12 protein-coding genes and 1 tRNA gene are annotated in these 13,011 nt (G+C 38.5%); 1 reads left to right on the forward strand and 12 read right to left on the reverse strand.

Annotated features, from left to right (window positions below; genetic code table 11):
* Positions 1-301: 301 nt before the first annotated feature.
* The 4 genes from EM4838_RS11895 to EM4838_RS11910 all read right to left on the reverse strand — a co-directional run bounded on the left by EM4838_RS11895 (position 302) and on the right by EM4838_RS11910 (position 4,422).
* On the reverse strand, positions 302-1,309 hold the full coding sequence (locus tag EM4838_RS11895; RefSeq protein WP_071866419.1) for a DUF1002 domain-containing protein: 1,008 nt from the start codon (positions 1,307-1,309) through the stop codon (positions 302-304).
* A 256-nt stretch (positions 1,310-1,565) separates the two neighbouring features.
* Positions 1,566-2,636 carry a baeRF3 domain-containing protein gene (locus EM4838_RS11900; RefSeq protein ID WP_071866420.1) on the reverse strand — a complete coding sequence of 357 codons (1,071 nt, stop codon included), beginning with the start codon at positions 2,634-2,636 and terminating at the stop codon, positions 1,566-1,568.
* A 363-nt stretch (positions 2,637-2,999) separates the two neighbouring features.
* Positions 3,000-3,857: a DegV family protein gene (locus EM4838_RS11905; protein ID WP_071866421.1), complete on the reverse strand. Its 858-nt coding sequence runs from the start codon at positions 3,855-3,857 to the stop codon at positions 3,000-3,002.
* Complete coding sequence (locus EM4838_RS11910; RefSeq protein ID WP_071866422.1) at positions 3,847-4,422, reverse strand: DUF1836 domain-containing protein; 576 nt, start codon at positions 4,420-4,422, stop codon at positions 3,847-3,849. The genes EM4838_RS11905 and EM4838_RS11910 overlap by 11 nt, the downstream gene beginning before the upstream one ends.
* A 381-nt stretch (positions 4,423-4,803) precedes the next feature.
* Between EM4838_RS11910 and EM4838_RS11915 the strand changes: the two genes are divergently transcribed.
* A tRNA-Lys gene (locus EM4838_RS11915) sits at positions 4,804-4,876 on the forward strand.
* 190 nt (positions 4,877-5,066) lie between these two features.
* Here EM4838_RS11915 and EM4838_RS16505 read toward each other — a convergent pair.
* The 8 genes from EM4838_RS16505 to EM4838_RS11950 form a co-directional block, all read right to left on the reverse strand.
* Complete coding sequence (locus EM4838_RS16505) at positions 5,067-5,228, reverse strand: hypothetical protein (RefSeq protein WP_157811376.1); 162 nt, start codon at positions 5,226-5,228, stop codon at positions 5,067-5,069.
* A gap of 330 nt (positions 5,229-5,558) precedes the next feature.
* Positions 5,559-6,566 (reverse strand): SIS domain-containing protein, encoded by a 1,008-nt coding sequence (locus EM4838_RS11920; protein ID WP_071866423.1) that lies wholly within the window; start codon positions 6,564-6,566, stop codon positions 5,559-5,561.
* 10 nt (positions 6,567-6,576) lie between these two features.
* Entirely contained in the window at positions 6,577-7,626 is a 1,050-nt protein-coding gene (locus tag EM4838_RS11925) for an SIS domain-containing protein (RefSeq protein ID WP_071866424.1), read from the reverse strand.
* Positions 7,627-7,638: 12 nt separating this feature from the next.
* A complete protein-coding gene (locus tag EM4838_RS11930; protein WP_066025588.1) occupies positions 7,639-8,460 on the reverse strand; it encodes a PTS system mannose/fructose/sorbose family transporter subunit IID in 822 nt (273 codons plus the stop codon).
* Complete coding sequence (locus EM4838_RS11935; RefSeq protein WP_066025554.1) at positions 8,444-9,229, reverse strand: PTS mannose/fructose/sorbose/N-acetylgalactosamine transporter subunit IIC; 786 nt, start codon at positions 9,227-9,229, stop codon at positions 8,444-8,446. Before EM4838_RS11935 ends, EM4838_RS11930 begins: the two co-directional genes overlap by 17 nt.
* A gap of 17 nt (positions 9,230-9,246) precedes the next feature.
* Positions 9,247-9,717: a PTS sugar transporter subunit IIB gene (locus EM4838_RS11940; RefSeq protein ID WP_071866425.1), complete on the reverse strand. Its 471-nt coding sequence runs from the start codon at positions 9,715-9,717 to the stop codon at positions 9,247-9,249.
* Positions 9,718-9,727: 10 nt separating this feature from the next.
* Positions 9,728-10,147: a PTS sugar transporter subunit IIA gene (locus EM4838_RS11945; protein ID WP_066025589.1), complete on the reverse strand. Its 420-nt coding sequence runs from the start codon at positions 10,145-10,147 to the stop codon at positions 9,728-9,730.
* A gap of 83 nt (positions 10,148-10,230) precedes the next feature.
* Entirely contained in the window at positions 10,231-13,005 is a 2,775-nt protein-coding gene (locus EM4838_RS11950; protein WP_071866426.1) for a sigma 54-interacting transcriptional regulator, read from the reverse strand.
* Positions 13,006-13,011: the final 6 nt, after the last annotated feature.

Raw genomic sequence — 13,011 nt, forward strand, 5'->3', positions numbered from 1 at the left:
AAAGAGCCACCTCTTAGTTAGTATTGTCATTCTGTTCCATTATACCGCATTTCTTATCAGGTTTCATCTTTCTAAAAAAATAGGACGTTATTGATAAAATTTGCATGATTGAACAGGCGGATTCGGATTCCTACAAACCTCCACGAATCCCACTTGTAGCTTATTAAAGTATGCGATTAGATGATTATAAAAATAAACCGCTAACTCGGAAAAGTTACAGCGGTTTATTCTTGCTTCATCTATTAAAGATCCGTATAGGGTAGCTCAAATCAAATATTTCATATATAAAAAACTATTTCGATTATTGAGAGTCACCAGAAAACATGCCAGTGATCGAATCCCATATGCCACTAAAGAATCCTTTGATATTTTCCCAAAGCCCTTTTGATTTTTCTTGAATTTGCTTGCTTGCCTCAGTCAAGTCTAATTCCTTCACGAAGTCTTCAAAAATATTTTTATCTTTCATTTCACTCATCAACGAAGTTATTTCTGTGACTTGATCGCTTGTCATTACATCTTCTAGTCCATTATCCTTCAGAGCTTTTTCTACTGTCGTTTGAATATCCGCTTGTGTCAGCTCTTTGCCATCAGCAGTCTTAGCTGCTAATTCTTCTTTCGCTTGCTCCTGTGCTTTATTTAATGCTTCATCGGAATAGCCATCTTTGTCTTTGTTTTCTTCTGTGATAGACGATAAAACATCCATCTCATTTTGAGCCACGCTGACACGGTCTTGATTAATGATGCCCCCTGACTCTTCTACGATTTTGTACACACCAGCTAAAGCACCTGAACCATCGATTGGTACTGCAGATGCGACCGTCAATTTTGCATCGGTGATCCCAGCTGTTAACGCTGCATTTTGATACTGAGCGGCTGTGATCCGTGTGATATTTTCTGGTGTCGCGATATCAACAGTGATCCCTTCGCCTTCAGCAAGCGTCTGCATACGTACAGAACTGTAAACTGCCCAGTCCTTGGTAAATCCACCGTCAGGAATATAGGACATCAAGTCTGTACCGGACGTTTTATAGATCGGTGTTTCTCCTTTGATCCCTAATTTATCTAATGTATAAGTTTCTTGTTCTTTCGTTAACGCATTACCGATTGCTACTGCATTGATCTGTAATCGTTCACTAGAGCTGGTTGTCGTTGTTGACTCGGAGGAATCCGTAGCAACTGTCGAGTCGACCGTTCCTGAAATTGGGACAATACTTTGCGTTGTTGCTGTCTCGTCTGCTAATACGATTGGTGTTGCTAGTAAAACTTGGCTTGAGACCAAGAGAGTGGCAATAAGTTTTGTTTTCTTCATACATAACCTCCATGTAGCTGTTTTCTGTTTTAAACATTGTACTATAAGGTCAATAAGATAACCTACGCCTCAAGGCTGATTTGAAAAGAATCTTATACTATCTTTTAAGATTACGGGTGTTTTCTTAGCTATTCAAAACTTTTTAGACTTTATCTTTCATCAAAAAGCCCAACCTCCGAATGTATCCGAGTGTTGAGCTTGGGCTATCTCCTTATTCTTCTAAGCTTCCTAGTTTCCCATTTGTATGAATCGATTTTTAATAGCGTAATTGCAGCAGGATCGGCGATTGATTTTCTAATACTTCTGTTTCGGCAAAGATAACTTCTCCTCCGTAACGCATGACTTCATAAATGATTTCATTGATGATATCTTCGACATAGCCTTCGTCACTCGGTGAGATATCTACTAATTTGACTTGATGATCTCTAATCACTGCCTCTTGATAGTAAGCGTGATCCACAATCAATTTTTGCCCTTTTCCTTTAATTACTTGTCTGTAGATGTTGGCTACATCACGCTCTACACGCCCTTGGTTTTCCATCCCTACTATAGTGTGTAGTATCGTCTCTTTTTGATGACGAATGTATTCGTGAATCACCTGATTTGCTTGCTCTCCTATTGCCAACTCATTTTCGCCACTATCAACTGTAAAGTTCCCATAGATTTCTCCAACAATCCGTTCATCTTTATGTGACATCTGTTTATATGTCGCAATATTTTCTGTTGTTCCAGCTAAAATGATTGGGTGTGGATGACGATTCAAATAAGGTTGTAACTCAGAATCAATCCATTTGAAGAACTCTTTTTTGTAATTCGTTTGAACACTTCCCATTGAATTCAATACGCGGTCTTTTGTCCAGTAGCCTTTATTCCTGATTGGGAAATGTGCGTCTTTCACTTCTTGTATCAGCGTATCATCTACATATTCTAGTAGACGTGAACAATCCATCCCAATCGTTAACACATAATAATGGTTCATTTTACTTTCACTTCGTAAGATTTCTTTTGTATGGAAATACGCATCAATAAAAAATTGACTCTCCAACACAAACGGTACTTCGATTTGTTCATTGACGCTTGGCGAAATAAAATAGACAATGCTTCCTCTTTTATGCGTAGGTTGAAAGCCTTTTAACACTTGATCGATTTTACGAATCATTGTTCTCGCCGCTGTTCCTTCCCTTTCTTCCAACTCTAAAATAATCTGTTTGACTAGATTTTTTAACACTAGTTTATATTTTTCAGCACTTTTCTCGTCATTTGGCATCCCTAACATGATCGTTACCGCTGGATTTTCTCTGTGGGCACTTAATTCTAAATAATTCATTTTTAAACTCCTTCTTTCTACCTAAAAATAAACTGGCATAGTGATCAATCGATATGATCCGCATTTCTATGCCTACTTTAATGATATTGGTTAGAGCGATTCTAAGGTCAACCTAATGTTTTATACAAAATCAAAAATGCCGGAATAGTGTTTTTTCTTCTCCAAAAACTCTTGAAGCATGTTCCATTAAATTCAAAAATTAAATTTCCCCATAAAAAATCCCGCCCTAGAGAAGTCAGATCAATATCTAACTTCTAAAGAGCGGGATTCTATTTACGATTCTTTTCCTGTCCACTATTTTTTTCTAATTATTTTAGATAAAAAATAAATTTGTTCTTTGATGATCACTTCGCTTTGATCATATTATGCTTCAAGTATTTGTACACCGATCCCTAATAAACCTGGGCCAGTATGGACAACCAATGCCGGTGAGATTTGTCCAAAATAAATCTCTTGGGCATTTGGGAATTCACGTTCAAAGCGAGCTTTCATTTCAATTGCTTCTTCTTCCGCTGCACCATGTGCGACTGCCAAGTTGAAGACTTTCGCATCCCCGACAGTTTCTTTCACATAGGACATTGTTTTGTCTAAACTTTTCTTTCTGCCTCGTGCTTTACCTACTGTATAATAGATGCCCTCTTCATTACAAGAGATAATGGGATTCAATTTTAAGGCATTTCCTAAAATTGAGGCAACTAGACCGATACGTCCGCCTTTTTGCAGGTATTCAAGTGTTGCTACATTGAAAAAGACTTTCGTCCGTTCTGCTAATGCAACTAATTCATCGATCAGCATTTCCCATTCCATGCCTTCTTCGATCCATTTTGCGGCTTGGATTGCTGTAAAACCAGCACCGATCCCAATATTTTTAGTATCTAATACATGTGTTTGGATTCCTTCTTGTTCTTGCGCAACAAGACGAACCACATTATTCGTTCCGCTCAAACCACTTGAAATAGTGATTGCTAGAACTTTATCATAGCCATCATTTTTGATTTGATCAAAAATTTTAGTGATTGATTCTCCATCAGGTAACGAAGTACCCGGAATTTCCTCAGGTAAACGCTTATAAATCTCTTCAGGAGTGATATCGACCTTATCTGTATATTCTCTATCTTTATAAATGATTTTCAAAGGGATCACATAAATATTGTACATATCGATGATTTCTTGTGGCACATCTGTTCCTGAGTCTACTAAAATCGCAATCTTATTCTTCATTTTCTTTCTCCTTTTTTGTCTCTTGTAAATATTCGCTTTCTAGGCTGATCGTTTTTTCCGCTAGTAGCTTCATTGCAAAAGAAATCGTCGCTGAACGTACAGCAACATATTCTAATGGAAGTTCTTGATTCAATAATTGTTCATGTTGTTTTCCTTGGGCTAATTGACTGACCATTCGTATTGCATTTTCTTGTTCATCACAAAAAAGATTGTATGCTTCACGGATGCCCACTGTTTTTCCTTGAAACAAAATTCCTTCTTTGATTTCAGGAATCGTCAACACTTGTTTAAGCGTTGTGATAGCAATCAGAAATGCCACATGTTGTTTGTTGTATCGCTTTTTGATTGGCGCCGGTACCAAACCTAGTTTCACATAATTATTAACCATTGAAGAAGTTAACAAAGGATGTTTTTCTCCTTGGATCACTGGTGATAAGTGACGATCCACCAGGGTCTTAACTTGATCCATGTATAGCTCCAAGTCTGGAAGTTCTTCCCAATGAGGTAAACGAAACGTTTCGATACTGACAGCCCAATCAATTAATTGCTGGCGCATTTTTTCCATTATGAAAGCTCCTTTAATGTTCTCATTAATATCTTATCAAAGTTTTCAAAAACATTCAATCTAGTTACTCAAACTAGATAAATTAATAACAAAAATAAACATCAATAACAAGTGTTTAAACGAGGATTGTTCTAGGTTCTTCTTGAAATAAAAAAAGACCCGCCATTTTCATGACGGGAAAGGAGTAAAAAAATGAAAAAGTGTTATGGGTTGTTCTTTTGCAAGAACTTTGTTGGTTGGGATACATTTATCATAACGGTCATTTATGAATAAACTATGAATGAATTTCTAGGAAGTAGTAAAGTTTTCGTAGATTTTTTATTGTACGTACCTTGCATTTTAAAATGCTTAGTGCTACTATAATAAAGTACTTTTTCATATGGGCCGTTAGCTCAGTTGGTAGAGCAGCTGACTCTTAATCAGCGGGTCGCGGGTTCGAGCCCCTCACGGCCCATTGGGTGCCAAACCCACGTCACCAGTACACTCTTGGCTACTTCGGTAGTTTGGAAAAGAGTGTACGTGGTGGCATTTTTTTGTTTTAAACATTTTTTTATCACCTTTAAAAAGGCGTACAAGGGTTTTATTCTCTCCTGTTGATTATTGGGATACTTACGTGATTATCATTATCTTCACCACTTATCTATTTACTCCCAAAACGCTTCGCCTCTAAGTAGATGATCTATGCTCTTTTCAAGAATCAAAATATTTCTGTCTAAATTCTTAGAAAGAATTTCCGCTTTTCGGGTATCTTTCAAAGATAGATTGCCACCATATCTTTCAAAAATATTAGGAACCTTTTGATTCAAAAAACCCCCTCCTTTTCCAGTTAACTTTAAACTAAATTAATTGCCTTCTTTCCCTCGCTAATCGTCTCATCCTCTTCATCGAGTACTTGTAATAGCGTTCCCAAACTAAACATTTTCTTCTTTTTGTCCCCCAAAAACATACCAAAAAAGCGTTCCATTAACATTTGGTTAACGAAACGCTCTATACATTGTTCAATTATATCATTTAAAGATAGATCACTTTCTCTTATTCAGATTGATTCCCTATCTACTCCATAGAAAAATTATGTTTCAGACTCCCTCTGAGATCCATTAAAATTGTCTTTTTCTCTATCATCTTACCCTTTTTTTCTATGAGTACTCAAATTGGCGATAATAGCGTCGAATTTCCAGCGGGTGGCAATTCATTTGTTCGACATAGGCATCAATCCGCTGTGTCACGCAATGCATCAATAAGTGAGAAAGCACTCGGCCACGATATTTCTCACTTATTCCTGAAACAGGATAGTCCTTCGTATCGATCAATGTATAGTTTGCACAAATTCTTGGTAACAATTTAGCGACTCTTTCTGATAATGGGCGTTGTTCGTCTTCTCCTAAAAACACTGTGACAGGTGTAGTTTCATCAACGATTTCCAACGTTCCGTGAAGAAACTCAGCAGCATGGATCGATTTTGAACGTAACCAGCTTTGTTCCTCCCAGTAGCACATGGCGTAAGAATAGACTGCACCCCATTGATTTCCCGCACCGATGAAATAATGCATGGCATCATGACGATGTTTCTCCGCAAATCCTCGCCCAAATTCATCCGCCTGCTTCTCAGCTTCTACTAATCCTTTTGCTAAATATTGTTCCAATTCTTGATAGTAGGCTTCGTAATCAGGAAAATCTCCATGGTTTTTCATTAACCGATCTGCCACCATAAAGAATTTTATTTGTTCTGTTCCTGCTGCAGGATACGTAATGATATGGTCACATTGTTCCGCCAAAATACTGCCTTTTGTATCAATAAACCCTAATAAGGTTGCTCCTACTTTTTTGATTTCTTCAACTGATTTAACCACTTCTTGTGTCGTTCCAGTAACAGAGGACAAGATAACTAACGAGTCTTTAGTCAAACGACGGTTACCGGTTGTATAATATTCTGCCGCATGTTGGACGTAAACTGGTAGGTCGCTTTTTCCATTGATGTAGGTAACTGCTTGCATGGCAGAAGCATACGTACCACCAATCCCTAGATAATAAATCGCATCAAAGCCTTGTTCATCAAGGAAATCGACTATTTTTTCAATTTCAGGACGTAGCTCTAACATTCCTTGGATATCATCAATTTGTTGTTGTTCATTAAATTTAAGCATTTTTCCACCTCTAAATTTTACTTTTTAAAACTTGATCAAAGTCATCAAAAATACGGTTATTCAAATCGATCCCTTTAGCACCTGCCCCGAGATAGGAGAAAATTTGGAACGGAATAACTAAAAGCAAAGAAGAAAAAGTTTCTTCACATGCTACATCCAGCCCAAGTGTATCGGGATTCTTTGCTACTGCTGTGGTGATCGTATAAGCTTTTCCTACATGAGATTCTATATAATCATGCAATAGTTGGGCTCTTGATTGATTCGAGCTTGGTGCTTCTATAAAGAAGAGCACATGTTGATGATTGGCTTCAAGATAAGGTCCGTGCATATAAGCTTCCAATTCAAACCCTTGAGAAGGCACTCGAATGGTTTCGGTGAATTTCGTTTCAAATTCTTTAGCGGTTCCCCAGTTTGGTCCATAACCGACTGCCACAAACCGATTCGCTAGTTTAAAGATGCTTGCGTTTTTCTCAAAAAAATCAATCGTTTTAGCTATAACTTGCGGAATGGCCTCAATCATCTCCTCTAACTGGTTTTTGGTCATCGACACTTGTTCATCGGATAGTATTCCTTTACTGTAACCAATAGATACCCCCATTAAATAGAGTTGTAATACCGTTGCTACATATCCTTTTGTCACGAATCCAACGGTTTCGATCCCAGTTCCTAGATCAATTCTTTCGTTTGCTTTTTGAGCCAGAAGACTTTGGGAATCACTACTTAAACTGATTGTGTAAAAACCTTGTTCGGACAAATGCGCCACTGCATCTATAGTAGAGGTACTTTTTCCGCTTTGAGAAACCGCCAAAACTGTCTCTATTTCTTTAGAAAGATGTCCGTAATGATTAAAGTGGTATGGCTCTTCAATAGTGACAGTGATCCCCGCTAATTTCTCCATCGCGTACTTTGCTGCTAAACAGGCATTTGAAGAAGAACCTGTTGCCAAAATCAATAGATGTTCGATCGCAGCTCTTTTTTCTTCTTTTTTAGGAACAAATTCCTGCAAGATCTTAACTAATGTTGCTTGCTCTTCCTGTATATAGTCCATCATTGTTGCCACAACAATTCCTCCTTAAAAGAGTCCAATCAAGGATCCCAAAATACCTAAGACTGCTAATCCAAGCAGGATAATCAACGGTTTGACTTCTTTTTTCAAAAGATAAAAGACAGCGCCAAATGCACCTAATGATAAAATTTTCGGTACGATATCATCAAAGATACTTTGTACCGTAACCGCATTCTCTCCTGAACCGATCTGCAACGGAATGTTGATATCAATCATCGTAGCGGTCATTCCTCCTACGACCATCAACCCAATAATCGCCGCGCCATAGGTTAAGCTTTCCATCAAACCGTTTTCCTGAATTTTCTTTAAAAATCCCGATCCAAGTTTATATCCCCAACCAGTCGCAAAATAACGAAATAGTAGATGTGGGACATTGAAAATCAATAGAAACAGAATCGGACCTAGTATATTCCCTTGTAATGCCAATGAAGTTCCTACCCCTGTGGCAATTAACCGTAACGTTCCCCAAAAGAAAGAATCGCCAATCCCTGCTAAAGGCCCCATCAAAGAAGTCTTGATGTTTTCGATTGCTGATGAATCAAAATTCGGATCATTGCTATTTTCTTCTTCCATCGCCGCGTTGATTCCTAAAATAAGCGTGACGATATGCGGGGTCGTGTTGAAAAATTCCAGATGTCGTTTCAACGCATCAGCCATAGATTCTTTTGTTTTATAGAGTTTCTTCAAAATCGGAATCATAGCATAGACATAGGCTAAATTCATTTGTCGCTCATAGTTCCATGAGAACTCCATTTGAAATGAACGCCAAAAGACATGATTCAACTCTTTCTTGGTAATCTCGGGTTTCTCATTAGAAGTCTTCTTCATCATCAAGTACCTCCCCTGAAGTCATTTGAACAGATTGCCCTTGTTCACGAATGTTTCTTAAATTCACAACTACAACAGCAGTTATCGCTCCAAAGATCGCAATCCCCGTAACAGGAATCTCTAAATAAGCTGCTAATGCAAAACCTAAAAAGAAATAAGGAGCAACTTGTTTGTTGATCAGCAACCGAGCCAACATGGCAAACCCTAAGGCTGGAATCAAACCAGTTGCAACTGATAATCCATTCTGTACAAATACCGGAATCATCTCCAATAACTTACTAATCGTATTGCTGCCCACCATGAAGGAAATCGTAACTATAAGGGCTAACATCAAAGACAAGCCAAAACCGGCTAATAAGTGCATTCGTTCCACGCCTTTGTAATTCCCATCAGTCGCGTATAAATCAGCTTTTTGGTTCATCATTGGAATAAGCAGTCCTAAGTATACATTTTTCAGGATTAGCGTTAATGTAGCGATTGGAAGTCCTAATAGTAAAGCCGTCTCAGTTCCCGCTCCAGCTGTAATTGCGAATGCTGTGCCAAGAATTCCTCCTGTTACAACATCTGGTGGGATAGAAGCACCTACAGAAAACGAACCAATAAAAGCTAATTCCAGTGTGGCACCCATAATAATTCCTGTGTTTACGTCCCCTAATACGATTCCTGTAAACAACCCAGTAACAATCGGACGCGACAGTAATGACGTTCCCAATGCGTATTCAGACTGCGCAATAAATGCAACAATTCCAAGTAATATTGCTTGCAGCATCTCTTTTGCTCCTTTCTTTATAAAACATCTTCGACAGCGACTTTTTTATCCGAAGGTACTTGACGGATATCGACAGCAATTCCTTTAGCAATCATTTTTTTCAAAATTTCTTCTTCCGCAGGTAAAATATTAACTGCCTTTCCAATATTCTTAGTTCCTTCTTTGGCTTTGATCCCACCCAAATTGACTTTAGTGATTTCTGGATAGTGTTCTGCTAATCTATAGGCATCCTCGATGGAATCTACTACGATGAACAATTTGTATTTATCGGTCACGCCGCTTTGTAATGCTTGGATGGAATCCTCAATTGTTTTAATCACCAGTTTGATGCCTTGCGGTTTTGCTAGTTTGATCGCTGTCTTACGAATATCATTTGTCGGCACATCATCATTGGCAATCAAGATGCAATCTGCGCCTAAATTTTGCGTCCAGGAAAATGCGACTTGTCCGTGTAATAGTCGATGATCGACTCGTGTCAAAATAATCATGTTGTCCCTCCTAAAATTCTTCTTCTTCGATTTCTTTTTCTACACTATCATTACAAAACTGGATCATCTCTTTCGAATTGGCCAGCGTTTGGTGGATCGTTTCTGAGATTGCACCTCCTCTTTGAAATTGTGTCGTCAATTCAATCAACAATGGCAAATTCAAGCCTGCAATCAAGTAAAAATTTGGTTGTTGGATATAACGCAAAAATTCATTGTTCACGCTACCGCCGAAAATATCTGTGATAACGATCACTTCAGAATGTTTATATGTTTGCATCAGGGTATCCACCGTTGTCGTCAGATCAAATGTTTCTTCCACATAGCAGTCAATCGCAACGACTGATTGTTTTTTACCGCAGATAAGTTCTAACGAATGTAAGATTCCTGATGCAAATCTTCCGTGTGATGCTAAAATAACGATTTGTTCCACTGCTTTCACCTCACTTTGCTCCAAGTTACACCTTACTAAACGCAAAAAGCGTGCCAAAAAAAGTGGCACGCTTTTCTTATTGATTAAAAGTCCGCTTCACCCATTGAATAATCAGTGTTTCCAAATAAAACATCATAAATGTAGCAAACTTCAGATTCCGGTATCGCGACACTGTAAACCTTCTCAATGACACTAAACGCTTTTTTGATTTCATTCAGCTGTTTTTCATGACACTGGAGTAATGTGTTGCTAGCATGATAATTATCAATGGCTTCGTTTCGAATAAGACGTTCAATCAAGCAACTCGTATGGACAAACAACGCAAGTTTGCGATCATTGGTGATCCGTTGCTGCCACATGCGTTCCAGATCTCCCGCGAAAAATTCCATTTGGGAAATTACTTTTTCTGTATCTAGAATCGTTACCGATTGAATCACTCGATTCAATGAAAAGTTTCTTACTAATTGATTGTTCACATAGGCGATCATCTCTTCATCCAATTCTTCCTTTAACCAACTTAATAACACTTCTGTCCCAGCGCCTGAAATCAGTTCTTCTAAAGAAATAAAAGGTGCCAGCTCTTGGCGAGGTTTAGTGGTTCCTATAATACCAACAACATCATAAGATGTTAATATCTGTTTCATATGTTCACTATTTTCCAACTGGTTGAATTCATAAGGAAGGATCCGAATCTGTAAATGATCAGGAATACTTTTTTCTAATAAGGTGGAGATTTGAACAGCGGTTCCAATTCCAGTTGAACAAGTCGTAATGACAACTTTCTCTTTTTTAACTTTCGGAAGAATGATCTCCCATTCATTTTGGTGGCAAGCATTTACCCGCTCAGGAATCTCTCTCAACGAAACGTTCTGCTGAATGCATTCTCCGACAGCGATGGCTACACTTGTCGTTACATTGTTCATCATGACAATCGGTACCTTCAATTCTGGAATATATTGATAGATTTCTTTCAAAGAACCCATGTCGAACAAGACAACTAGTCCATTAGATACGTCGTTTTTCTGAATATATGCGGTGACTCTTTCCGCAATTTGCTTAGGAGTAACTTCTAATGGCATATCAAAAGATTGAAAAACCGATTCATTCAGTAAGCGGTTCGCAACATTTGCGATACTGCTAGCAGTTGCATAGCCATGGGCTACTATGATGCTTCGTGGAAGCAACGTTTCTTTGGAATATCCCATATCGTTGATATAAAGTGTAAAAATGATTCGGTCCATACTCGTTAGTTCAATATCCAATGCGTTTTGTACTAAACCTATCAGATTTTCTGTGTAGCGATCACTTGTAGAATAATGCTTCTTAACACTTTTCAACAGGTCTTCTGTCAATAAAAGTTTGTCTTGATCATCTGGCAGCCACTCCACATTTCTGCGCAGCCACAAATAATAACTGATCGTATAAACCATACTACCGTTAAAGTTAATTTGGAAAGAATGCTCGATTTGCTCCATCATTCGCTGAACATGCTCTGTCACAAAAATCATTGTCCGCTGTTTTTGTTCCTGCTTATGGTCAAACAATAAATTTTCAAACAGCCTTTCAATCACTTTAGAAATAGGAGGGACAGCTGTTGCAAAGTCCTGTCCCGCTTGGACATAATTGAACAAAATCTGTTCATACGTTTGAATGATTTTTTGCTGTTCTGGCTCACTTTCCGCAGTTAGTTGCTGGATTTGCGTTTGCCCATCAATAAGAATCGGTTGCATCATCACTAATTCATTGGGTTCCTTTGTCAACTGCAATAACTGTTCTGGTAAATGATACACAGTGACCACTATTTTTTTCACCCCCCGTTTTAGACTGGCTGTATAGCTTTTAGCTGTAATAATCTTAATCATACTTTTCAATTCACCGACATTCCCAGAAAAATGACTAGTCGTTAATATTTCGATTACTTGGGGCGAGAGCTCCAAGGGCAGGCCAATACGCTTTTGCTCGTCAAAGAATGCTTGCAAGGTCAGCTGTTTCCGTTCGGAAATCGTCCGTTCTTCCAAAGCAGGCAGTGTTGCTTGAATTGGGATTCGTCGCAAAAAGGTTGTTAGAAATGTTTGTTTCAAATCTTCGGTCGTCGCAAACACCAGCCGACAATCCACTGGGATTGACCGGCTCTTATCCCCCATTCGATAGATAACTCCCTGATCCATAAAAGTGAATAATTTTTCCTGTCCTTCGGCATTCAGTCGATGAACTTCATCTAGGAATAGTACCCCGCCGGCTGCTGCTTCAAATGCACCTCTACGATCTTCTTCTGCTCCAGTGAAGGCTCCTTTCACATGTCCAAATAAATTACTCGTCAATAAATCTTGGTTGTTGGCATACTGCGCGCAATTGATCGTGATCAACGGAGCATCGCTCTCTAATAATTCATTTTCCACACAATAATGATGGAACATTTTTACAAGAAAACTCTTCCCAGTTCCACTTTCCCCCGTCAGCAAGAAGGGAAGCCCACCATTTGGATAGAAGGCTGCCATCTTGACCTGTTCAATCACTTCTGCCAGACTGCCTTTGCTGCCGATTACACTGGAAAAGAAATCTTCTTTTCGATCAAAAAAGGGCTTTTCTGCTCCAACAGCAGCTAGACTATCATATACGTTTTGGGTTAAGGGGTAATTTTGGATTTCAAATGCCTGTTTATGAAAAAAATACACTGGCCGGGTAGTAATTTTTACTAGATGTCTTTCTTCCGTTAACTGATTTAAATAGTGACTGATCGTGTTTCTCTTGACTAAAAACTTCTCAGCAATATCCTTCGCGGTGAAAATATCGCTTACATTTTCGATAGAGAAAAAAGCTGTTTGATTTTGTAAGTAAGCAAGTAATTGTTCTTTCATCGTCGT

Origin of the sequence: Enterococcus mundtii (assembly GCF_002813755.1) — a bacterium.
GTDB classification, from domain to species: Bacteria; Bacillota; Bacilli; order Lactobacillales; family Enterococcaceae; genus Enterococcus_B; species Enterococcus_B mundtii.